The organism is Pantoea sp. ANP04 (genome assembly GCF_041982285.1).
In the GTDB taxonomy this organism is placed as follows: Bacteria; Pseudomonadota; Gammaproteobacteria; order Enterobacterales; family Enterobacteriaceae; genus Pantoea; species Pantoea eucalypti.
In genome coordinates this window covers 104,766-127,915 of sequence record NZ_JAUTYS010000006.1, presented here as the reverse complement: position 1 = coordinate 127,915, position 23,150 = coordinate 104,766, and the positions used below count along the sequence as shown (strand labels likewise).

Below are 23,150 nucleotides of genomic sequence, written 5' to 3'. Positions count from 1 at the left end.
GGATCGCAGGAATCCGCACGCCAGTCAGGCATGCTGCTGCATTGAAATAAATTTTTTCATCATGTGCCACTCTCTGTTAAACGTTCCAGATTTCCCCTCTGCAATCCCCCGTCACACCTGAAGCCGCCATTAAATTTGATCTCACTCGCAAAATGAAATGTTTCTTCTGTAATCGTGTTTTATGAAAAAAATATTTGTTTATAATCGCCTCACGTTTCAGTTATTCCGGTCGCCTTTTCCGCCCAAGACAACGCCTGGCGTGCTGTCGCGGAAGTCGGGGTCCACCAGCATGTAAGGAAGAATATGAGCACTATCAGACTGACCACGGCACAGGCGCTGGTTAAATTTCTGGATAATCAATTCATTGATGTCGATGGCGTTGAAACGAAGTTCGTCAAAGGTATCTTCGCGATCTTCGGCCATGGCAACGTGCTGGGGCTGGGCCAGGCGCTGGAACAGGATAGCGGCGATCTGATGGTTTATCAGGGCCGTAATGAGCAGGGCATGGCCCATGCTGCCACCGGCTTTGCACGCCAGTCACTGCGCCGTCAGATTATCGCCTGCAGTTCATCCGTGGGGCCTGGTGCGGCGAATATGATCACCGCCGCCGCGACGGCGACGGCTAACCGCATTCCGCTGCTGCTGCTGCCCGGCGACGTCTTCGCTACCCGCCAGCCCGATCCCGTACTGCAACAGATTGAGCAGAGCTACGACCTCAGCATCAGCACCAACGACGCCTTCCGCGCCGTCAGCAAATACTGGGATCGCGTCAGCCGCCCGGAGCAGCTGATGTCCGCCTGTATTAATGCCATGCGCGTACTCACCGATCCGGCTGAAACCGGCGCGGTCACGCTCTCTCTTCCGCAGGATGTGCAGGGCGAAGCCTGGGATTATCCGGACTACTTCTTCCAGAAACGTGTGCACCGTCTGGATCGCCGTCTGCCGGTGGCGGCGCAGCTGGCAGATGCCCTGACGCTGATTAATCGTAAGCGCAAGCCGATGATTATCTGCGGCGGCGGTGTGAAATACTCCGAAGCGGGCGAGGCGCTGCGCCAGTTTGCTGAGCGTTATCAGATTCCCTTTGCCGAGACGCAGGCGGGCAAAGGCACGCTGGTTTCTGACCATCCGCTGAACGTCGGCGGCGTGGGTGAAACCGGCTGTCTGGCCGCTAACCTGCTGGCAAAAGAGGCCGATTTAGTGATCGGCATCGGCACCCGCTACACCGATTTCACTACTGCATCGAAATGGATTTTCCAGCATCCCGATGTCAGCTTCCTGAACATCAATGTCAGCAACTTCGACAGCTACAAGCTGGATGGCGTGCAGCTGCTGGCCGATGCCCGCGAAGGGCTGACCGCGCTCACTGCCGCGCTGGCCTCACAGCACTACAGCAACGACTGGGGCAACCAGATTGAGCAGGCGCAGAGTCAGCTGTTGAAAGAGACGCAGCGCGTCTACCAGGTGGAATATCACGATGGCGACTTTGTGCCGGAGATTGCTGACCATCTCGACCGCGAAGCGGTGTTCGCTGAATTTAACCGCCTGACCCAGTCGCTGCTGACGCAAAGCAGCGTACTCGGCACGCTGAACGAGCAACTGCCAAAAGATGCGGTGGTCGTGGCAGCGGCAGGCAGTCTGCCGGGTGACCTGCAGCGCGTCTGGCGCACCAAAGATTACAACGCCTACCACGTTGAATATGGCTACTCCTGCATGGGCTATGAAGTGAATGCCGCGCTGGGTGTGAAGCTGGCGCAACCGCAGCGCGAGGTCTATGCGCTGGTCGGTGATGGCTCCTTTATGATGCTGCACTCAGAGCTGGTCACCTCGATTCAGGAAGGGGCGAAAATTAACGTGGTGCTGCTGGATAACATGACCAACGGCTGCATCAATAACCTGCAGATGGAACACGGCATGGACAGCTTCACCACCGAGTTCCGCTTCCGTAACCCGGAAGGCGGCAAGCTGGACGGCGGTTTTATCCCGGTCGATTTCGCCGCGATTGCTGCCGGTTATGGCTGCAAAACCTATCGTGTCACCACGCTGGAGCAGCTCAAAGCGGCGCTGGAAGATGCCCGCACCCAGACGGTTTCCACCCTTATCGACATCAAAGTGCTGCCTAAAACCATGATCCACAAATATTTCAGCTGGTGGCATGTCGGTGTGGCGCAGGCGTCGAAGACCGAACGCGCTCAGGCGGTGGCGGACAAGCTCAACAGCCATCTGGATCAGGCGCGCAAATATTAATTTCCGGGCCGTGCTGCGGCCCGTTTTCCTCTTCTCCGTACGAACCCTACACAGGTGTAATTATGACTTTGAAACTTGGTGTCATCGGTACAGGTGCAATTGGTCAGGAACATATTCGCCGCTGCAGCCATGTGCTGCAGGGTGCCCAGGTGGTTGCCGTCTCTGACATCAATGTCGAAGGCGCGCGTGCTGCACTGCAGCGCCTGAACATTGAGGCGGAGGTGTTCGAAAATGGCCACGATGTGATTCAGTCACCGAATGTTGATGCGGTGCTGGTCACCTCATGGGATCCAACCCATGAAGAGTTCACCTTAGCGGCGATTGCCGCCGGTAAACCGGTGTTCTGTGAGAAGCCGCTGGCGATGAGCGCCGAGGGCTGCCGCCGGGTGGTGGATGCAGAGATTCAGGCCGGTAAACGCCTGGTGCAGGTCGGCTTTATGCGTCCTTACGATGCGGGCTATCGCGCCCTGAAAAAAGTGATTACCGATGGCGATATCGGTGAGCCGCTGATGCTGCACTGCGCGCACCGCAACCCGACCGTGCCAGAGAACTACACCACGCCGATGGCGATCACCAACACCCTCATCCACGAGCTGGATGTGCTGCGCTGGCTGACAAACGACGACTATAAAACCGTGCAGGTCATCTTCCCGCGCGTGACGTCGAAGTCGCATGGTCAGCTGAAAGATCCGCAGATCGTCCTGTTCGAAACCCACAAAGGGGTGCGTATCGACGTTGAGATTTTTGTTAACTGCGCTTACGGCTATGACATTCAGTGTGAAGTGGTCGGTGAAGAGGGGATTGCTCGTCTGCCGGAGCCTTCATCAGTACAGCTGCGCAAAGATGCGCGCCTGTCGAACACCATTCTGGTGGACTGGAAAGATCGCTTTATCGAAGCGTATGACGTTGAGCTGCAGGCGTTTATCAACGACATCAAAGCGGGCCAGCTTACCGGACCTTCTGCATGGGATGGCTTTGCCGCCTCCGTGGCCGCCGATGCCTGTATCAAAGCGCAGAACAGTGGTGCGATTGAGCCGGTAGAGATGCCGCCACGTCCTGCTTTCTATAACTGATTCAGCTGTCTATGCGGCCTGGCCGCTCTCCGCCTGGGAATGAGAAAATGAACAAAGAGAACGTAAAACTGGCTATCGCGCCGATCGGCTGGACCAACGATGACATGCCGGATCTCGGCAGTGAAAATACTTTCCAGCAGACCGTGAGTGAGATGGCGCTGGCTGGCTTTACCGGCAGCGAAGTGGGCAGCAAATACCCGCGCGATCCGGCGATTCTGAAACCGATGCTCGACATTCGCGGCATCCAGATCTGCAACGCCTGGTTCAGCACCTTTTTCGCCAACGGTGACAAAGAGAAAACCATCGAACAGTTCATCGAGCACATGAACTTCCTGCATGCGATGGGCGCGCGGGTGATCGGCTGTTCTGAGCAGAGTAAAAGTATTCAGGGCACCGGGCTTGCGGTGTTTGAAGAGAAAGCGATTTTCAGCGATGAAGAGTGGCAGTTAACGGCAGAAGGCTACAACGAACTCGCCCGCATTGCAGCGGAGAAAGGGATGCGCGTGACGCTGCATCACCACATGGGTACTGGCATTCAGACCACGGAAGAGATTGACCGGTTTATGGCGATGACTGACGAGCAGGTGGGTTTGCTCTATGACACTGGCCACGTTTACTACTCCGAAGGCTCCCAGCAGAAGATGCTGGCGGTACTGGAAAAATATCTGCCGCGCATCTTCCACGTTCATCTCAAGGATGTGCGTGATGAGGTGGTCGCTGAGGTGCGGGAGAATCATCTCTCATTCCTGGAAGGTGTGAAAAAGGGCACCTTTACCGTGCCTGGCGATGGCGTGATCGACTTCAAACCGGTGTTTAAAATTCTGAATGATTACGGCTACAAAGGCTGGATGGTGGTGGAAGCGGAGCAGGATCCGGCGCTGGCCAATCCTTTTGAATATGCCGTGAAAGCGCGGAAATATATCCGGGAAAATACAGGTTTATAATCTGCTCTGAATAAAGGCTGGCTTCCCCGTGGGAAGCCAGCCTTTTGTTTTACTTCAGCGTAATGCTTTTCACAATGTTGTCTGCATCGCTCTGCGCCTGCTGCTGATTATCGCCTGGCAGCGTAATCTGCAGTGTCACCAGCTTGCCATCGACTTTAGCCAGCACCACAGAAGACCATGAGGTCTGATTGTTGGCAGAAATCACCGTATCCAGCTGCTGTGCGGGCTGATCTTTCAGCGTCACAGATTTGTTCGACACCACCTGCAGCTGCGGGTCGCGGTTACGCTGCTGCTGTTCCATGCGCTTCGACAGCACATCCAGCCCATCACTGGTCGGGTCGCCGGCAATCACAATGATGGCGCGGGCACCGGTTTCATCTGCGTAAACGTGCATGTTCGTGGTCTGCGAACCCAGTTTACCGCTTTTATCTGACATGCCTGGTGGCAGTGAGAAGCTCAGTTTGCCATCCATCAGCGTGACAGTCTGCGCCGACTGACTGGCGCTGACGCCGTTGTCATTCGCCGCTTCATCTTTCTTCTGGTCACAGGCGGCTAAGCCCAATACCAGTAAACCCATTCCTACATATTTCACCAGATTGCGCATCAGAATCCCTTTTTAAGTTTCCAGTCAGGCAGTAATACAACAGGAATCAGGCTGCAAACGCAACCTGATGATTGTCAGAAGATCTTAGCGGGTAATGGCGGAAATGGTATGGGCTCTTAGCGCCTGGCCAATCAGACTATTTTTTTGTCATTCTGAACCTGGGCAGTGCTCACACAGGCTGCTTTAGCAACCTGAACGCCCGTCAGGGCGGCCCTGAAGGGGCGGGCGCAGCGAGTAATCCTCACGAACTACGTGTACTACGGATTGTTCCGCGCTGTCCGTGTCCAGACTGCCTGCACCAATAACGTCTGATAAACCCGGCTCAGCCGAAATTGACCTGGCGGGCGGTCTGGCGTTCCGCCAGACGCTTCAGCGCGGCGTTGAGCAGTACGCCGTAGGCGGGCAGGAAGAAGACCATGCAGATAAGCACTTTGAAGCTGTAATCCACCAGTGCAATCTCAACCCAGTGCTGCGCCATAAAGGCATCAGGACTTTTGTAGAAGGCGATGAAGAAGAAGGCCAGCGTATCGCTGATATTTCCCAGGAACATGGCACAGCCTGGTGCTATCCACCACTGCGGCAGACGACGCAGACGGTTGAATACATGAACGTCGAGGATCTGACCCAGCGCGTAAGCCATGAAGCTGGCGCAGGCGATACGGGCAACAAAGAGATTCATGACTTCCAGTGCCTGCCAGCCCTGCCATTCACCCTGATAAAACAGTGCCGAAACGCCGTAAGAGATAAACAGCGCCGGGATCATCACAGCCAGAATAATGCGTCGGGCCAGCGGTGCGCCAAAAATACGCACGGTGAGATCGGTCGCCAGGAAGATAAAGGGAAAGCTGAATGCACCCCAGGTGGTGTGGAAGCCAAAGACAGAAATTGGCAGCTGTACCAGATAGTTACTTGATGTGATCACCAGCAGGTGAAACAGCGACAACCAGAAAAGCGCATGCATGCGCTGACGTGAAGAAAATGCGAGCATATTCAACCTTTTTAATGTTGGGGTGAGGGAACCCATTGCGGGACGCCGTTCGGGCAGCGCCTGGCAGTTTTATGAGCAAAAAGCGGCGGCATCTTACCGCGTTGTGCTTTTTATGCAATGGTTAATTTTAACGCAATCGTTATCGCCTTGCTTCACCGCCAGCACGCGCTAGAATAGGCGCCCTTTTGCTGAACTGAGTTGATTATGAGCGATGCTTTTTCCTCTGCCGATCATCAGCTGGATGCCCGTGGCCTGCGTTGCCCGGAGCCGGTGATGATGGTGCGCAAAACCGTACGCGGCCTGCAGGATGGCGAGACGTTGCTGATTATCGCCGACGATCCGGCGACGACGCGCGACATTCCCGGCTTCTGCCGCTTTATGGAACATGGCCTGCTGGCGCAGCAGACCGACACGCTGCCTTATCAGTTTCTGATTCGTAAAGGCATGGCGGGTTAACGACAGCCGTTCGGGCCGTCGTTAACTTTACTCATCGATCAGAAGCCTCACACTCAGGCGCGACGACGCAGTAACCGCAAGGCGTTGGCAGTGACCAGCGCGGTCGCACCGGAATCTGCCAGCACCGCCAGCCACAGTCCGGTCAGGCCCATCAGGGTAGTGACCAGGAAAATCGCCTTCAGACCCAGCGCAATACCGATATTCTGGCGGATGATGCGCCGTGTCCGGCGTGCCAGCGCAATCATCGGGGCCAGATTGCTGAGCTGATTTCGCGTCAGGGCCGCATCGGCCGCTTCCAGCGCGACATCAGTGCCGCTACCCATGGCAATGCCCAGCGTCGCCGCTTTCATCGCCGGGGCGTCGTTAATACCATCTCCGACCATCGCCAGCGGCTGCTGCTGACTCAGTTCACGGATGGCCGCCACCTTATCGGCGGGCAGCAGGCTGGCGCGATAATCGATATCGAGCTGACGGGCAATGGTTGCTGCGGCGCGAGGATTGTCACCCGTCAGCATCAGGCTCTCAATGCCCAGCTTTTTCAGCGCCTTTAACGCCTCCACGGCGTCGTCGCGCAGCTGATCGCGCAGGGCCAGCGCACCCAGCGCGTCGCCATCGCGCATCAGCACTACCAGCGTTTCACCTTCGGCTTCCTGTTGCGCTATCTGCGCATTTTGCTGCGGCGTCAGACCGGGAGCATGGCCTGGCGTCAGCAGCTGAATCTGCTGGCCTGAGACCTGCGCACGGATACCGCGTCCGGCCTGCACCTGCTGATCCAGCGCGTCAGGAATCACCAGCTCACGCGCCTGCGCGGCCGCCACGATAGCGCTGGCCAGTGGATGGGTCGCACCCTGTTCCGCAGCGGCACTCAGCGCCAGCATCTCTGATTCGCTGGCCTCGCCAAATCGCAGGATCTGCGTCAGTTGTGGCTTGCCCAGCGTCAGCGTGCCGGTTTTATCAAACGCCATTCTGCGCAGCGAACTCAGCCGCTCCAGCGCCGCACCGCCTTTAATCAGCGCGCCCTGTCGCGCCGCCGCCGCCAGCCCGGAGGTAATCGCGGCGGGCGTGGAGATCACCAGCGCACAGGGGCAGCCAATCAGCAGCAGCGTCAGACCTTTATAGATCCACGGCTGCCAGTCGCCTGCGAAAAGCAGGGGCGGCACCACCATCACCAGCAGCGACAGCAGCATCACCAGTGGCGTATAGATGCGACTGAACTGATCGATAAAGCGTTCTACCGGCGCACGGTGCGTTTCCGCCTCCTCAATCAGCTGCAGGATACGGTCAATCGCGCTTTCACCCGGCTTCGACACCACTTCCAGCATTACCTGCCGATCCACGCTGGTGGCGCCGGCGAGAATCTTTTCGCCGCTGGCCCGCGTGACCGGTAATGATTCTCCGGTCAGCGCGCTCTCATCGAAACTGGCAAGCGGGCTGATTAAACGGCCGTCGACCGGCAGGCGGCTGCCCGCCGCCACTTCAATCACATTGCCGGGTTGCAGCGCTGCCAGCGGTACTTCACGACGTTTGCCCTGTTCAAGGCGAATAGCCGACTCAGGCCGCAACGCCATCAGGCTGGTGACGCCGCTGCGCGCCCTGGAAGCGGCATAGCTTTCCAGCTGTTCGCCCAGTTGAAACAGCACCAGCACCATCGCGGCTTCAGCGTGCGCGCCAATAATCAGCGCACCGGCTGACGCCAGTGTCATTAATGTCTCAATGGTAAAAGGCGATCCGCTGCGAATGCGCTGCCATGCACCGCGCGCGACCGGGATCAGGCCGACCAGCGTGGTCAGCACAAACAGCCGATCGCCCCAGGCGGGCGCGAACTGGCTGACGACACTGCTGACGAGTACCAGCAATGCCAGCAAAATCAGCATCCGGTTCTGTTGCCAGCCCGGAGTGGCTGCCGTGGCGGGTGACGAGGCTGATGGAATGGCGAGCTGAAAACCGGCTTTTTTCACCGCCTGTACAACGGCGTTTTGCACATCCTGATCGGCGTTGACGACCAGCTTTTCGCTGCTGAACAGCACGCGGGCGTCGGTCACGCCTTTTACCTGACGGACGGCGGTTTCAATGGTGCGGGCGCAGCTCGGGCAATCCATCCCGCTGACCTGCCAGCTAAAGGGCCAGGAGCCTCGCCGGTCACTTTCCTCAGCGGCGTCGGCGTCATTGCCAGGGCTGCTGTTACTGTCACAGCAACAGCCCGCTGTATCCGCCGTTACGGGTGTAGCAGCATGAATAGAAAGGGAGAGGGGACGGGCCTGACGAACCTGGCACAGCGGTTTCGCTGCGGCGTGGCTGGCACGCGGTTTGCCGCAGCCACAGGCGTGATGTTGATGCATATGACCTCCAGAGTGTAAAAAAAAGCGGGATGAGCAACCCGGCTCATCCCGCTATCCTACACTCTGGAGTGAACTCCAGAGTCAAGGCTATTTTCTCAGACGACCCACAATGAGCGCACGATCATAAAATGACCGGCAAAGTAGCAGGCGGCGACGATCGCGCTGTCAGCGGTGAAGCGACGGCGATAGTGCGAGATAAACCAGACGGCGTTTGCCAGCAGCAGCAGGCCGGCACCGACCATGATAGAGAAGCTGTAATCAGTTGGACGGAAGAAGTACTGCTCGGTCGCTATCCAGGTCATCACCAGCGTCATGCCGATAAACGTACAGACAGGCCAGCGAAGATCTTCCAGTCGGCTCCAGATGATGCCAGTCAGGGCGGCACCGATAATGAGCAACGTTAGCGGAATCGGCCAGAAGAAGGTCATGGTCATGCTGGCGGCGAAGCAGAGCGTATAAAGCAGGTGCGACAGGAAGAAAGCCCCGACGGCATAGAGCATCTGCTGACGCGGCAGCAGCGTTAACGCATCACCGACCAGTGTCGCGACCAGACCGGCCAGAATCAGGTAGTCCGTGGTCTGCAGCACCGGCGCCTGCCAGGCCAGCCCGACAAGCAGCAGCAGTGTGACCGGTTTAAACAGCCAGCGTTGCCACTGAGGGCCGCGATAGGTGGCGTCGACATAGAGCCAGCCGGAGAAAAGTACAGCGAGGAAAGACCAGAGCATTGTTTCTCCCTTTTTTACTCAAAGTGGTGAAAGATCCCAAAATATCCCTTCCAGTTTAGGTTAAGCCCCTGAGATGTGACAATCGGTCAACTCTGGTTGTATGCTTTACCGCCTGATTAATTTTCCCCGCAGGCACAAGAGCACTATGAGCAAACCGCCGCTAATCTTTATCATTGTCCTGGCGATAATCGCCGTGCTGGCGACCCGTCAGTTCATTAAGCAACGCCGTGAAGTGGCGGTCAATGATGCCTCACCGGTGCGTTCTCTGCAGGCCGAGGTCAAAACTAAACGTGAATTTCCTTCTCCCAATCGCCGTTCACGGCAGCGTGAGGTGATCGCCGGAGAAGAGATGCGGTATGAGGTGCTGTTTCATCCACTGAACGGGGCCAGCGACATCAAGGTGCAGCTGAAAGAGGCGGAATATCATCAGCTGGATAAAGGCGCGAGAGGCGAGTTGAAGATGCAGGGCACGCGCTTTATCAGCTTCACGCCCCTGCAGTGACCGGCGGGCATGGCGCCCGCACGGCACTATTTCTTGCGTGGGAAGTTTTTCTTCTGCCAGGCGACCAGTTCGAACACCCCGAACAGAAACACTTTGGCCTGGGTGACGCGGTCAATTGGCGGCGCATCTTTGGTCTGCGTGGTGCGCAGTAAAACCAGCTGCAGGCCATGCATCAGGATCATGAAAATCAGCGCAACGTTGATAAAATACGTCAGCGGTTTAGGGTAGGGATGAACCAGGTTAGCCAGTAAAAATCCCCACACGCATAGCATCAACAGACGCCCCAAATTAAGTAACATCCTGCGTCTCCTGTTGACGTTGATACAAACGATAAGCCACTTGTCCGGCTATTTTCTCGCGATAAAGATCCCACTCGGGCGGCACCGGCGGTGCGCCATTTTCCACTTCACTTTCGACGTAAATCAGTGCCTGGTCGGCCAGCCAGTGATTCTGCTCCAGCAACTGCAACGTCTGCTCCAGCAATCCCTGACGAAACGGCGGATCAATAAACACCACATCGAACGGGGTACCCGGCTGTGCCAGCCAGTTTAACGCATTGGTCTGAATCACAGTGCCATTGCTCGCGCGCAGCGTCTGCAGATTTTTTGTCAGCTGTTGTGCCACAGGCCGTTCCAGCTCCAGTAGCGTAGCCGATCCCGCGTAACGCGACAGCGCCTCCAGCCCTAATGCGCCGCTACCGGCAAAGCAGTCGAGGCAGCGCGCCTCTGGCAGCACCGGGGCCAGCCAGTTAAACAGTGTCTCACGCACCCGATCGGTGGTCGGGCGGAGTCCGGCACTGTCCGGCACCGGCAATTTACGTCCGCGCCACTGGCCGCCAATGATGCGAATCTGCCCGGCACCGCCTGTACTGCGGGGGTTTTTATTCATCTTGCTCACAACTCGTCATAATTTGTTGCGTAGTTTAACGGGCGAATCGGTGAGAAGAAACGTTAAAAAAGGGTGCTGTGGTGAGCTGGCTGGAAAGTGTTAGACTACTGAGTTGCTGAAGTCATGCATTATTCTGCGGTTTACGCCGGTCTGGCGCTGACCGACTTTCATTGATTTACCCCTGGAAACCACGCGCGACCGGGACAAAGCCATCGAGGAGTGTCGTCACACAATGGCAAAAGAGAAAAAACGTGGCTTTTTTTCCTGGCTGGGATTTGGCAAAGAGGAAGAGAAACAACCTGTAGCGGAGGAGCAGACACACGAGGTCGCAGAACCCGCACAGCAGCAGACTGAACAGGAAGCGCCGGCATTAAGCCAGGCTGAAGCGCAAGCGGAAGAGACTGTCGCTATCACCGAAACGGTGGCCGAACAGCAGCGTGAGGCGGACGTCACCGCGGCTGCGCCGCACGAATCAGCACCGGCGGTGCTGGATGAGGCTGAGCCGATTGAGGCCGATCCTGAAGCATTACTGGACGTCTCCGCACCTGAACATGACGCGACGCCGGTTATCGATGCCGACGATGTGGTCACGCCGATCGCGGACGACGCATCAGCAGACGCGCCGTTAAGCGAAGAAGAGCTGACCGCGCTGGCGCTGGGCGACGCTCCGATCATTGAAATCCCGGACAGTGAAGCAGACGCGCCGTTAAGCGACGAAGAGCTGACAGCGCTGGCGCTGGGCGATGCTCCTATCGTTGAAACGCCACACAGTGAAGCAGACGCGCCATTAAGCGAAGAAGAGCTGACCGCGCTGGCACGGGATGACGCACCCACCGCTGAAATCTCTCACAGTGAAGCGGAATCACCGCTGACCGAAGAAGAGCTGACCGCGCTGGCATTGAGCGAAGCCGACGTCACTGACGCGGAACCGGCAGATACATTATCCGACACCGTCAGCGATCTTCCGCTGGCCGCCGCGCCACTCATCGTGCAGGAGCAGGAACGTCCCAGCAAAGAGGGCTTCTTTGCTCGCCTGAAGCGCAGCCTGGTCAAAACCCGTCAGAACCTCGGTTCCGGTTTTATCAGTCTGTTCCGTGGCAAAAAGATTGATGATGACCTGTTTGATGAGCTGGAAGAGCAGCTGCTGATTGCGGATGTCGGTGTGGATACCACGCGCCGCATCATTACCCATCTTACCCAGCAGGCAAACCGCAAGCAGCTACGTGACGCCGAAGCGCTCTACGGCCTGCTGAAAGCGGAAATGGCCTCGATTCTGGCAAAAGTGGATGCGCCACTGGAAGTCTCAGGCAAAACGCCGTTTGTCATCCTGATGGTTGGCGTCAATGGCGTGGGTAAAACCACGACCATCGGTAAGCTGGCGCGCCAGTATCAGGCCGAAGGCAAAACGGTGATGTTAGCGGCTGGTGATACTTTCCGTGCAGCGGCGGTTGAGCAGCTGCAGGTGTGGGGCCAGCGTAATAACATTCCTGTGATTGCTCAGCACACGGGTGCAGATTCTGCTTCGGTGATCTTCGATGCCATTCAGGCAGCGAAATCGCGCGGCGTTGACGTGCTGATTGCTGATACGGCCGGTCGTCTGCAGAACAAATCGCACCTGATGGAAGAGCTGAAAAAAATCACCCGCGTGATGAAAAAACTGGATGATTCAGCGCCACACGAAGTGATGCTGACGCTGGATGCCAGCACCGGACAGAATGCGGTCAGCCAGGCCCGACTGTTTAACGAAGCGGTTGGCGTGACCGGTATCGCGCTCACCAAGCTGGATGGCACCGCTAAAGGCGGCGTCATCTTCTCGGTGGCCGATCAGTTCGGTATTCCGATTCGCTACATCGGCGTCGGTGAAGGCATTGAAGATTTACGGCCGTTTAAGGCGGAAGATTTTATTGAGGCATTGTTTGCCCGAGAGGACTAATTAGGATGATTCGCTTTGAAGAGGTCAGTAAGGCATATCTCGGCGGACGTCAGGCGCTACAGGGAGTAGATTTCCGTCTGCGTCCTGGCGAAATGGCGTTTCTGACCGGCCACTCCGGTGCCGGTAAAAGTACCTTGCTGAAGCTGATTTGTGGCATTGAACGCCCGAGTGCCGGAAAAATCTGGTTCAGCGGCCATGACATTTCCCGCCTGCGCAACAGTGAGGTGCCTTTCCTGCGTCGTCAGATTGGCATGATCTTCCAGGATCACCACCTGCTGATGGATCGCTCTGTTTACGACAATGTGGCTATCCCACTGATTATTTCCGGTGCCAGCGGCGAAGATATCCGTCGTCGCGTCTCGGCGGCGCTGGATAAAGTCGGCCTGCTCGACAAAGCGAAAAGTTATCCGATTCAGCTTTCGGGTGGTGAACAGCAGCGTGTGGGCATCGCCCGGGCGGTGGTGAACAAGCCAGCCGTGCTGCTGGCAGATGAACCGACCGGTAACCTTGATGACGCGCTGTCAGAAGACATTCTGCGCCTGTTCGAAGAGTTTAACCGCGTTGGCGTCACCGTTCTGATGGCAACGCATGACAGCGGCCTGATCGCCCGGCGTAATTACCGGATGATGACGCTGAATCAGGGACGTCTGCACGGAGGCCACGATGGTCAATAAACGCATTAAACGTCCGGCTGCACCGAAAGCGAAGCAGCCATCGAAGAGTAAAGCGCTGAAGGGCGGCTGGCAGGAGCAGTGGCGCTATGCACTGCGTGGCACGCTCTCAGACATGTGGCGTCAGCCGCTGGCCACGCTGCTGACGGTGATGGTTATTGCCATCTCCCTGACGCTGCCCAGCGTCTGCTACATGGTGTGGAAAAACGTTAGCCAGGCGGCCACGCAATGGTATCCGGCGCCGCAGTTAACCGTTTATCTCTCCAAAACGCTTGATGACACGGCAGCAGAAAACGTCGTGGCGCAGCTCAAGCAGGTCGAAGGCGTGGATAACGTTAACTACCTGACACGGGAAGAGGCGCTGAATGAGTTCCGCAACTGGTCAGGCTTTGGCGGCGCAATGGATATGCTGGAGCAGAATCCGCTGCCTGCGGTAGCCATCATTACGCCGAAACTCAATTTCCAGAACTCTGACACCATGCAGAGCCTGCGCGATCGGGTCACCAAAGTGCAGGGCGTGGATGAAGTGCGGATGGATGACAGCTGGTTTGCGCGGCTGGCTGCACTGACCGGACTGGTGGGGCAAATCGCGTCGATGATTGGTGTGCTGATGATCGTGGCGGTGTTCCTGGTGATCGGTAACAGTGTTCGTCTCAGCATCTTTGCCCGACGCGACACGATTAACGTGCAGAAGCTGATTGGTGCGACTGACGGCTTTATCCTGCGTCCTTTCCTCTACGGCGGGGCGCTGCTGGGGTTCAGCGGCGCGGTGCTGTCGCTGCTGCTGTCGGAAGTGCTGGTGCTGCGTCTCCAGTCTGTCGTCGCCAGTGTGGCGACCGTATTTGGTACCACCTTCTCGCTGGAAGGCTTCTCCTGGGATGAGGCGCTGCTGCTTTTACTGATTGCAGCAATCATCGGCTGGGTGGCTGCGTGGCTGGCAACGGTACAACATTTACGTCGATTTACGCCGCAGTAAACGCCTGCAACATTTTTTTGTTATAATGGTCCTCTGCTACCGATGGTGGGTGCAGAGGATTTCTCCCTCTTCCCTTCCTGTCATCTGTGTGTAAAATATTCACCGCTATAATTGAACTTGTGGATAACTTTAGCACTCTAAGTAGCACAGATTGCTTTCGGATTTCGCGCGACGTTGACGTAATGTATCGTCTGCGCAGGGAAATGTGCGGCAATTCCACTAAATTTGTGAGGGTTTGAATGACCAAAGAAATGCAAACTTTAGCTATTGCTCCTCTTGGCAACCTGGAGTCTTACGTCCGGGCTGCGAATACCTGGCCGATGCTCTCGGCTGAAGAGGAAAAAGCGTTGGCTGAACGGCTGCATTACCAGGGCGATCTGGAAGCAGCAAAGACGCTGATCCTGTCTCACCTACGCTTTGTAGTTCATATCGCTCGTAATTACTCCGGCTACGGTCTGCCACAGGCTGACCTGGTCCAGGAAGGCAACATCGGTCTGATGAAAGCGGTGCGTCGCTTCAATCCTGAAGTGGGCGTGCGTCTGGTTTCATTTGCCGTGCACTGGATTAAAGCGGAGATTCACGAATACGTGCTGCGTAACTGGCGTATCGTGAAAGTCGCGACCACCAAAGCACAGCGTAAGCTGTTCTTTAACCTGCGTAAAACCAAGCAGCGTCTGGGCTGGTTCAATCAGGACGAAGTCGAGATGGTTGCGCGTGAGCTGGGCGTAAGCAGCAAAGATGTGCGTGAAATGGAATCGCGTATGGCCGCGCAGGACATGACCTTTGATATGTCTGCCGACGATGAGAGCAGCGAAGGCCGTTCGATGGCGCCGGTGCTTTATCTCCAGGATAAAACCTCTGACTTTGCTGACGGCATTGAAGAGGATAACTGGGACGCGCATGCCGCTGACAAGCTGAGCTATGCGATGGAAGGTCTGGATGAGCGCAGTCAGCACATCATTCGCGCCCGCTGGCTGGATGAAGACAACAAAACCACGCTACAGGAGCTGGCCGATCAATACGGCGTATCAGCGGAACGTGTCCGGCAGCTGGAAAAGAACGCCATGAAGAAACTGCGTATGGCGATCGAAGCGTAACGCACTTCGACACCTCAAGGGGCGACAGATGATGTCGCCCTTTTTGTTTTCTGCGTCAGGCTACTCTACCGCCAGTATCCACCCATCACTCTGCGCCCTGAAACCACACGCCTGCATAAATGCCGCCCGCACCTGCTGATCGTCACTGCCATCATCGGCAATCCACCAGTCTGATATCGACCCGTTCTGCCTGATCGTCTCCTCAAGCAAATATTGTCCCACACCGCGTCGCCGGGTGACATCGCGCACCGTCAGCCGGTGGACCTTGCCATGCATCCCTGAGATTTCCAGCTGCAGACCCGCCAGCAGCCGATCGTTAAAGCGTGCGGCATAAAGACGATGACGCTCATCCAGGTGCTGCTCCAGTTTTTCAATCTCCAGATCCGGCCAGACTTTGCCCAGATCGATGCGGTCCTGCGCGGTCAGCGTGGTTAAACGCTGAATAGTGAGCTTCATAACAAAAACCTCTGTAATAGGGGAAAGTGCAGCGAAAGTATACAACCAGAGTGCCACCACATTTTCATCAATAAAACAGGTCAAAAGATGGCCTGGATGCCAGGATGATAGTTGTAAACAGGGAAATCAGACGATCAATCCAGCACAACGCGCTGGCAAAATGGTGAAAAACCGGCCATTGCCTCCAGTGTATTATGCTGTTTCACTCAGTCAATTCTGAATATGTCAGTTGATTTAAAGAAGAAAATTCCTGTTTAATAACCTGAAAAATAAAGCCTTATTATCAAAAAATACCGGAAAAGTGCGCTAAACCATTCATAAACATCATTTTTCGGCTTTATCCGGTAGCAACAGCAAACCACAACTCACAGTCACAACAAGATGGGGAAGTCCGCATGAAAATGAGTAAAGGCCGCGCATTACTGGCGGGTTGCGTTGCGCTGGCAATGAGCCACGCCGCCCTGGCTGCCGACATTAAAATCGCTATCGTTGGTGCCGTAACTGGCCCGGTCGCGCAGTACGGTGATATGCAGTTCACTGGTGCCGCGCAGGCGATTAAGGACATTAACGCCAAAGGCGGCATAAACGGTAACAAGCTGGTCGGCGTAGAGTATGACGATGCCTGCGATCCGAAACAGGCCGTGGCGGTGGCAAACAAGGTTGTTAACGACGGCATTAAATACGTTATCGGCCATCTTTGCTCCTCTTCTACCCAGCCTGCGTCCGACATCTATAACGATGAAGGTGTGCTGATGATTACCCCGGCAGCCACGGCACCGGAGCTGACGGCACGCGGTTACGAAACCATTATGCGTACAACCGGCCTGGACTCCGATCAGGGCCCGACTGCCGCGAACTATATTCTTGATCAGATCAAGCCTAAGCGTATCGCCGTGGTGCATGACAAGCAGCAGTATGGTCAGGGTCTGGCGGAATCAGTACAGAAAACGCTGAAAGCGAAAGGCGGCAACGTGGTGCTGTTTGAAGGCATCACTGCAGGCGATAAAGATTTCTCTACGCTGATTACGCGCCTGAAGAAAGAGAACGTCGACTTCGTTTATTACGGTGGCTACTACCCGGAAATGGGTCAGATTCTGCGTCAGGCGAAAGCGGCTGGCCTGAAAGCGGGCTTTATGGGACCGGAAGGCGTGGGTAACGCTTCACTCTCCAATATCGCGGGTGATGCATCAGAAGGTATCTATGTGACGCTGCCGAAGCGCTACGACCAGTTGCCGGAGAACAAGGCGATTGTTGAGGCCATCAAAACCAACAGCGCACAGAATCGCAAGGATCCGACCGGTCCGTTCGTCTGGACCACTTATGCGGCAATCCAGTCGCTGGTAGCGGGTATCGAACGCAGTAAGAGCGACGAGCCAGACGCGATCGCGAAAAACCTGAAAACCGGTGAGCCGGTACCAACAGTGATGGGCAACCTGAGCTGGGATCAGAAAGGCGATCTGAAAGGCTTCGAGTTCGGCGTATTCAAATGGCACAAAGACGGTTCGTCTACCGCAGTTAAGTAATCGTTCCATCGACAGACCAATCCTCTGCCGCGTCGGCAGAGGATTTTCCCGTTCTCATGCAGGTCTTCACTATGTCCGAGCAGTTTCTTTATTTCATTCAGCAGATGCTTAACGGGGTCACTCTCGGCAGCACCTACGCGCTGATCGCCATTGGTTACACCATGGTTTACGGCATTATCGGCATGATCAACTTCGCCCACGGCGAAGTCTATATGATCGGCAGCTATGTCTCTTTTATCGTGATTGCCGCCCTGATGATGATGGGTATCGACACGGGCTGGCTGATGATTGCCGCTGGCTTCGTGATGGCGATACTGATCTCCAGCGCCTACGGCTGGAGCATAGAGCGCGTCGCCTATAAGCCGGTGCGATCGTCGAAGCGTCTGATCGCACTGATCTCCGCCATCGGCATGTCGATCTTTCTGCAAAACTACGTCAGCCTGACGCAGGGTTCACGCGACCTGGCGCTGCCGAGCCTGATCACCGGACAGTGGACGGTAGGCGAGAGCAACGGTTTTGCCGCCACAATTTCTACCATGCAGGTTGTGATCTGGGTGGTGACGTTCCTGGCGATGCTGGCGCTGACCACCTTTATCCGTTATTCCCGCATGGGCCGCGCCTGTCGCGCCTGCGCTGAAGACCTGAAAATGGCCAGCCTGCTGGGAATTAACACCGACCGCGTCATCTCGCTGACCTTTGTGATTGGTGCTGCCATGGCGGCGGTAGCGGGCGTGCTGCTGGGCCAGTTCTACGGCTCCATCAACCCCTTCATCGGCTTTATGGCGGGCATGAAAGCCTTTACCGCTGCCGTGCTGGGCGGCATTGGCAGTATTCCGGGCGCGATGATTGGCGGCCTGGTTCTGGGCATTGCTGAAGCACTGACCTCCGCATATCTCAGCACGGAATACAAAGATGTGGTGTCGTTTGCTCTGCTGATCGTGGTGTTGCTGGTAATGCCGACCGGGATTCTGGGTCGCCCGGAGGTTGAGAAAGTATGAAATCTTCCTTTATCAACGCGCTGCTCTCTTCTGTCATGCTGCTGGTGCTGGCCAGCTTCTTTATGGGCATGCGTCTCGGCCTCGACGGCACCCGACTGGTGGTGCAGAGCGCGGGCGACGTGCGCTGGAACTGGATTTTCGTCGGCTGTGCCGTGGTCTTTCTGTTTCAGCTGCTGCGTCCGTTCTGGCAGCGCGGTCTGAAAAAGATTTCCGGTCCGGCGCTGGTGCTGCCTGGCATCGACGGCTCAACGCCGAAGCAGAAGCTGTTTATGCTGGCGCTGATCCTGGTCGCTGTGGCCTGGCCCTTTTTCGTGTCGCGCGGCACGGTAGACATCGCCACGCTGACGCTGATCTACGTGATGCTCGGTCTGGGCCTGAATGTGGTGGTCGGCCTGTCGGGGCTGCTGGTGCTCGGCTATGGTGGCTTCTATGCCATTGGCGCTTACACCTTTGCTCTTCTGAACCACTATTTTGGTCTCGGCTTCTGGGAGTGTCTGCCGCTGGCGGGCATTGTCTCGGCGCTGTTCGGGCTGCTGCTCGGCTTTCCGGTGCTGCGCCTGCGCGGAGACTATCTGGCGATCGTCACGCTGGGCTTCGGCGAGATTGTGCGTATTTTGCTGCTGAATAACACGGCGATTACCGGCGGTCCCAACGGCATTGCGCAGATCCCCAAACCGTCACTGTTCGGCCTTGAGTTTGGCCGCAAAGTCTCTGAAGGGGGCTGGAACACCTTCCACGATTTCTTTGGCCTGAAATACGATCCCAGCGACCGCGTGATTTATCTCTACCTGGTGGCGCTGCTGCTGGTGGTGCTGACGCTGTTCGTGATCAACCGGCTGCTGCGGATGCCGCTGGGCCGTGCCTGGGAAGCATTGCGTGAGGATGAGATTGCCTGCCGTTCACTGGGCCTGAGCCCGACCCGCATCAAGCTGACCGCCTTTACCATCAGTGCCGCGTTTGCTGGTTTCGCGGGCACGCTGTTTGCTGCGCGCCAGGGCTTTGTCAGCCCGGAGTCCTTTACCTTTGTCGAATCGGCTTTTGTGCTGGCGATTGTGGTTCTGGGCGGAATGGGTTCGCAGTTTGCAGTGATTCTGGCGGCCATTCTGCTGGTGGTGTCGCGCGAGCTGATGCGTGATCTGAATGAATACAGCATGCTGGTGCTGGGTGGCCTGATGGTGCTGATGATGATCTGGCGTCCGCAGGGATTATTGCCGATGAAGCGTCCGCATCTGAAGCTCAGAACCGGTAAAAAAGGAGAGCAGGCATGATCCAGCCTTTATTAGCCGTTGAAGGCCTGATGATGCGCTTCGGCGGTTTGTTAGCCGTGAACAATGTGGCGCTGGAGCTGCGTCCGCAGGAGATCGTTTCGCTGATTGGCCCTAACGGTGCCGGTAAAACCACCGTGTTTAACTGCCTGACCGGTTTTTATAAGCCCACTGGCGGCACGATTAAACTGCGTGAACAGCATCTGGAAGGATTGACGGGTCAGAAGATTGCGCAGATGGGCATTGTGCGTACTTTCCAGCATGTGCGTCTGTTCCGTGAGATGACGGTAATTGAAAACCTGCTGGTCGCTCAGCATCAGCATCTGAAAAGCGGCGTGTTTTCCGGCCTGCTGAAAACACCTGCGTTTCGCCGTAGTGAGAGCGAGGCGCTGGATCGCGCGGCGACCTGGCTGGAGCGGGTCGGTCTGCTGGAGCTGGCTAACCGTCAGGCGGGCAATCTGGCCTATGGTCAGCAGCGTCGGCTGGAGATTGCACGCTGCATGGTGACGCGCCCGGAGATCCTGATGCTGGATGAACCGGCAGCAGGCCTTAACCCTAAAGAGACCCACGAGCTGGATGCGCTGATTGCGGAGCTGCGTGGCGAACATAAGGTATCAGTGCTGCTGATTGAACATGATATGAAGCTGGTGATGGGCATTTCTGACCGTATTTATGTGGTTAATCAGGGAACGCCGCTGGCTAACGGAACGCCGGAAGAGATTCGTAATAATCCGGATGTCATCCGTGCCTATTTAGGAGAGGCCTGAGATGGCAAATGCGATGTTAACCATTGAGAACGTCAGCGCCCACTACGGCAAAATTCAGGCGCTGCACAATGTCAGCCTCTATATCAATCAGGGTGAAATCGTTACCCTGATTGGCGCTAACGGCGCCGGAAAAACCACGCTGCTGGGTACGCTGTGCGGTGAGCCACGCGCCACGCAGGGCACCATTACCTTTGATGGCAAAGCTATCACCGACTGGCAAACGGCGCGCATTATGCGTGAAGCGATTGCCATCGTGCCGGAAGGCCGGCGGGTGTTTTCGCGCATGACGGTGGAAGAGAACCTGGCGATGGGCGGTTTTTTTGCCAGCCGTCCGGATTATCTGACGCGGATCAAACGCGTTTATGAACTCTTCCCGCGTCTGGAAGAGCGTAAAATCCAGCGCGCTGGCACCATGTCAGGCGGCGAACAGCAGATGCTGGCAATTGGCCGTGCACTGATGAGCCAGCCGCGACTGCTGCTGCTGGATGAGCCGTCACTGGGGCTGGCACCGATCATTATTCAGCAGATCTTCGACACTATTGAGCAACTGCGTAGCGAGGGGATGACGATCTTCCTGGTGGAGCAGAATGCGAACCAGGCGCTGAAGCTGGCGGACAGGGGCTATGTGCTGGAGAACGGGCATGTGGTGCTCGAAGACACAGGTGCAGCGCTACTCTCCAACGAAGCCGTCCGCAGCGCTTACCTCGGCGCTTAAGGTTTAGAGGCCTGGCTTACTTGCCATTTCGACACCGGGCAGTGCTCGCATTCCTCACGTACTTCAGTACGCTCCGGATGCTGTGCGCTGGCCGGTGCCGAACTGCCTGCGACGCCGACGGCCTTGAGTGTCGGTGTGGGTGGTGGTGCCGACGGCCTTTAAATTTGCCTGAAAGTAGGGGCAAGTTCTGCCATTGCCAGAGGCCGTTGCAGCTTCTGGTAATAAATCCGACGTAATAATGATGTATAGCAGCTCAGGCTGCTGACAAACTCAAATCAGGTGAATCTGGCCGCAACACATAAACTTAACGCGCAGGGAACACGGGCAGAAGAGGAAAGCGTCCCGCGCCATGGACGGTGCGGGCCGAGCGTGTCATGGATGGCGGATTTTGCGTCTTTCCGATCTGACCGTGTTCTCTGTGCAGGGCACAGTCTTAAAGCAACCAAGCCAGACTTTGTCAACAATCTCAACAATAGTTAGCTGCTCCGCTTTTCCTCTTTTTCGCCTGTCATCCTGCTGTCATCTCCCTGTTATTAATCCGTCATTTCCCCGTGTCATGTTACTTCGCGAAACAGAAATCCGTGATTTCACGCGTATTTACCTGCACAGGAAAATTCTATGTCCGTCGTTACCTTTCGTCGTAGCCTGATGAGCGCGCTGCTCGGTCTGACGCTCAGCAGCCATGCCATGGCCGCCACTGAGATCCCTTTCTGGCACTCCATGGAAGGCGAGCTTGGCAAAGAAGTGGATTCGCTGGCACAGCGTTTTAACGAGACGCATCCCGATTACAAAATTGTTCCGACCTACAAAGGTAACTACGAGCAGAGCCTGGCAGCAGGGATTGCGGCCGTGCGCAGCGGCAAAGCGCCAGCGGTGCTGCAGGTCTATGAAGTCGGTACGGCGACCATGATGGCCTCAAAGGCGATTGTGCCGGTGCATCAGGTATTCAAAGACGCCGGCATTCCCTTCGATGAAAAACAGTTCGTGCCAACGGTGGCGGGCTACTACAGCGACAGCAAAGGTCAGCTGATCTCTCAGCCGTTCAACAGCTCGACGCCGGTGCTCTACTACAACAAAGACGCTTTTAAAAAAGCGGGCCTGAACCCGGACCAGCCGCCTAAAACCTGGCAGGAGCTGGCGACAGATGCCGCCGCACTGCGTAAATCGGGCATGAGCTGTGGCTACGCCAGCGGCTGGCAGGGCTGGATCCAGATTGAAAACTTCAGTGCCTGGCATGCTCTGCCGGTCGCGACGGAAAACAACGGATTTGACGGACTCGATGCGGTGCTGGAGTTCAACAAGCCGGTGCAGGTTCGTCATATCGAACTGCTGGAAGCGATGAACAAGAAAGGGGACTTCACCTACTTTGGCCGCAAAGATGAATCCACCGCCAAGTTCTATAACGGCGATTGCGGTATCACCACCGCCTCATCCGGTTCGCTGGCCGATATCCGTCACTACGCCAAATTCAACTTCGGCGTTGGCATGATGCCGTATGACGACACCGTACCGAATGCGCCGCAGAACGCCCTGATTGGCGGAGCCAGCCTGTGGGTAATGAAAGGCAAAGATGCAGCAACGTACAAAGGCGTAGCTGAGTTCATGCAGTTCCTGGCTAAACCGGAAATCGCTGCGGAATGGCACCAGAAAACCGGCTATCTGCCGATTACGACCGCCGCCTACGAGCTGACGAAACAGCAGGGCTTCTACGACAAAAATCCGGGTGCGGATATCGCCACTCGCCAGATGATGAACAAGCCGCCATTGCCCTTCACTAAAGGCATGCGTCTGGGCAATATGCCGCAGATTCGTACCGTGATCGACGAAGAGCTGGAAAGTGTCTGGACCGGCAAACAGTCGCCACAAAGCGCACTGGATAACGCCGTGAAACGCGGCAACGAGCTGTTGCGCCGCTTTCAGCAGCAGGTGAAGTAATCTCTTCCTGCGGGCCCGCTCAGGCTGGCCCGCTCTTTCTGACGCCAGGTA

Annotated in this window: 22 protein-coding genes; 15 read left to right on the top strand and 7 right to left on the bottom strand. The window is 56.4% G+C overall.

From position 1 onward, the window contains the following. Positions 1-303 precede the first annotated feature (303 nt). The 3 genes from iolD to iolE all read left to right on the top strand — a co-directional run bounded on the left by iolD (position 304) and on the right by iolE (position 4,261). Complete coding sequence (gene iolD, locus Q7C21_RS10545; protein ID WP_008926298.1) at positions 304-2,244, top strand: 3D-(3,5/4)-trihydroxycyclohexane-1,2-dione acylhydrolase (decyclizing); 1,941 nt, start codon at positions 304-306, stop codon at positions 2,242-2,244. 62 nt (positions 2,245-2,306) lie between these two features. Then, positions 2,307-3,317: a Gfo/Idh/MocA family protein gene (locus tag Q7C21_RS10540; protein WP_003852177.1), complete on the top strand. Its 1,011-nt coding sequence runs from the start codon at positions 2,307-2,309 to the stop codon at positions 3,315-3,317. 47 nt (positions 3,318-3,364) lie between these two features. Then, positions 3,365-4,261, top strand: coding sequence for a myo-inosose-2 dehydratase (gene iolE, locus Q7C21_RS10535; RefSeq protein ID WP_008926297.1), 897 nt, complete (start codon positions 3,365-3,367; stop codon positions 4,259-4,261). Between the two features lie 49 nt (positions 4,262-4,310). On the opposite strand, the gene Q7C21_RS10530 is transcribed toward iolE, so the two are convergent. After that, positions 4,311-4,865, bottom strand: a complete 555-nt coding sequence (locus Q7C21_RS10530) for a DcrB family lipoprotein (RefSeq protein WP_003852180.1) — start codon at positions 4,863-4,865, stop codon at positions 4,311-4,313. Positions 4,866-5,187: 322 nt separating this feature from the next. Beyond that, the gene (locus Q7C21_RS10525; protein WP_003852182.1) at positions 5,188-5,853 is read right to left on the bottom strand and encodes a 7-cyano-7-deazaguanine/7-aminomethyl-7-deazaguanine transporter; all 666 of its coding nucleotides are present in this window, start codon (positions 5,851-5,853) and stop codon (positions 5,188-5,190) included. Positions 5,854-6,057: 204 nt separating this feature from the next. Between Q7C21_RS10525 and tusA the strand changes: the two genes are divergently transcribed. Continuing rightward, entirely contained in the window at positions 6,058-6,309 is a 252-nt protein-coding gene (gene tusA, locus Q7C21_RS10520) for a sulfurtransferase TusA (RefSeq protein ID WP_003852184.1), read from the top strand. Between the two features lie 53 nt (positions 6,310-6,362). On the opposite strand, the gene Q7C21_RS10515 is transcribed toward tusA, so the two are convergent. Together Q7C21_RS10515 and Q7C21_RS10510 are read right to left on the bottom strand one after the other, a co-directional pair. Next, positions 6,363-8,648 (bottom strand): zinc/cadmium/mercury/lead-transporting ATPase, encoded by a 2,286-nt coding sequence (locus tag Q7C21_RS10515; protein ID WP_375150709.1) that lies wholly within the window; start codon positions 8,646-8,648, stop codon positions 6,363-6,365. A gap of 95 nt (positions 8,649-8,743) precedes the next feature. Continuing rightward, positions 8,744-9,373: a lysoplasmalogenase gene (locus Q7C21_RS10510; protein WP_003852187.1), complete on the bottom strand. Its 630-nt coding sequence runs from the start codon at positions 9,371-9,373 to the stop codon at positions 8,744-8,746. A gap of 145 nt (positions 9,374-9,518) precedes the next feature. Here Q7C21_RS10510 and Q7C21_RS10505 point away from each other — a divergent pair, with 145 nt between their 5' ends. Further along, positions 9,519-9,875: a DUF2500 domain-containing protein gene (locus Q7C21_RS10505; protein WP_039660845.1), complete on the top strand. Its 357-nt coding sequence runs from the start codon at positions 9,519-9,521 to the stop codon at positions 9,873-9,875. A gap of 26 nt (positions 9,876-9,901) precedes the next feature. On the opposite strand, the gene Q7C21_RS10500 is transcribed toward Q7C21_RS10505, so the two are convergent. Both Q7C21_RS10500 and rsmD read right to left on the bottom strand, forming a co-directional pair. After that, a complete protein-coding gene (locus tag Q7C21_RS10500; protein WP_003852192.1) occupies positions 9,902-10,174 on the bottom strand; it encodes a DUF1145 family protein in 273 nt (90 codons plus the stop codon). Further along, positions 10,164-10,763 (bottom strand): 16S rRNA (guanine(966)-N(2))-methyltransferase, encoded by a 600-nt coding sequence (rsmD, locus tag Q7C21_RS10495; protein ID WP_003852194.1) that lies wholly within the window; start codon positions 10,761-10,763, stop codon positions 10,164-10,166. The genes Q7C21_RS10500 and rsmD overlap by 11 nt, the downstream gene beginning before the upstream one ends. Positions 10,764-10,995: 232 nt before the next feature. Here rsmD and ftsY point away from each other — a divergent pair, with 232 nt between their 5' ends. From ftsY to rpoH, 4 genes are all read left to right on the top strand, one after another. Then, the gene (gene ftsY / locus Q7C21_RS10490; RefSeq protein ID WP_337028761.1) at positions 10,996-12,696 is read left to right on the top strand and encodes a signal recognition particle-docking protein FtsY; all 1,701 of its coding nucleotides are present in this window, start codon (positions 10,996-10,998) and stop codon (positions 12,694-12,696) included. A 5-nt stretch (positions 12,697-12,701) separates the two neighbouring features. Continuing rightward, positions 12,702-13,370, top strand: a complete 669-nt coding sequence (ftsE, locus tag Q7C21_RS10485) for a cell division ATP-binding protein FtsE (protein ID WP_003852197.1) — start codon at positions 12,702-12,704, stop codon at positions 13,368-13,370. After that, entirely contained in the window at positions 13,360-14,343 is a 984-nt protein-coding gene (gene ftsX, locus Q7C21_RS10480; protein ID WP_003852199.1) for a permease-like cell division protein FtsX, read from the top strand. Before ftsE ends, ftsX begins: the two co-directional genes overlap by 11 nt. A gap of 239 nt (positions 14,344-14,582) precedes the next feature. Further along, positions 14,583-15,440 carry an RNA polymerase sigma factor RpoH gene (gene rpoH, locus Q7C21_RS10475; RefSeq protein ID WP_003852201.1) on the top strand — a complete coding sequence of 286 codons (858 nt, stop codon included), beginning with the start codon at positions 14,583-14,585 and terminating at the stop codon, positions 15,438-15,440. Positions 15,441-15,500: 60 nt separating this feature from the next. Here rpoH and panM read toward each other — a convergent pair whose 3' ends face one another. Then, on the bottom strand, positions 15,501-15,896 hold the full coding sequence (gene panM, locus Q7C21_RS10470) for an aspartate 1-decarboxylase autocleavage activator PanM (protein ID WP_008926293.1): 396 nt from the start codon (positions 15,894-15,896) through the stop codon (positions 15,501-15,503). 395 nt (positions 15,897-16,291) lie between these two features. Between panM and Q7C21_RS10465 the strand changes: the two genes are divergently transcribed. The 6 genes from Q7C21_RS10465 (at position 16,292) to ugpB (ending at position 23,099) form a co-directional block, all read left to right on the top strand. Then, positions 16,292-17,419, top strand: a complete 1,128-nt coding sequence (locus Q7C21_RS10465) for a branched-chain amino acid ABC transporter substrate-binding protein (protein WP_003852205.1) — start codon at positions 16,292-16,294, stop codon at positions 17,417-17,419. A 71-nt stretch (positions 17,420-17,490) separates the two neighbouring features. Next, complete coding sequence (gene livH, locus Q7C21_RS10460; RefSeq protein ID WP_008926292.1) at positions 17,491-18,417, top strand: high-affinity branched-chain amino acid ABC transporter permease LivH; 927 nt, start codon at positions 17,491-17,493, stop codon at positions 18,415-18,417. After that, complete coding sequence (locus tag Q7C21_RS10455) at positions 18,414-19,685, top strand: high-affinity branched-chain amino acid ABC transporter permease LivM (protein ID WP_003852208.1); 1,272 nt, start codon at positions 18,414-18,416, stop codon at positions 19,683-19,685. The genes livH and Q7C21_RS10455 overlap by 4 nt, the downstream gene beginning before the upstream one ends. After that, a complete protein-coding gene (gene livG, locus Q7C21_RS10450) occupies positions 19,682-20,449 on the top strand; it encodes a high-affinity branched-chain amino acid ABC transporter ATP-binding protein LivG (protein ID WP_003852209.1) in 768 nt (255 codons plus the stop codon). The genes Q7C21_RS10455 and livG overlap by 4 nt, the downstream gene beginning before the upstream one ends. Before the next feature lies 1 nt (position 20,450). Next, positions 20,451-21,164, top strand: a complete 714-nt coding sequence (gene livF / locus Q7C21_RS10445; RefSeq protein WP_008926291.1) for a high-affinity branched-chain amino acid ABC transporter ATP-binding protein LivF — start codon at positions 20,451-20,453, stop codon at positions 21,162-21,164. Positions 21,165-21,782: 618 nt separating this feature from the next. Beyond that, on the top strand, positions 21,783-23,099 hold the full coding sequence (gene ugpB / locus Q7C21_RS10440) for a sn-glycerol-3-phosphate ABC transporter substrate-binding protein UgpB (protein WP_003852214.1): 1,317 nt from the start codon (positions 21,783-21,785) through the stop codon (positions 23,097-23,099). Positions 23,100-23,150 lie beyond the last annotated feature (51 nt).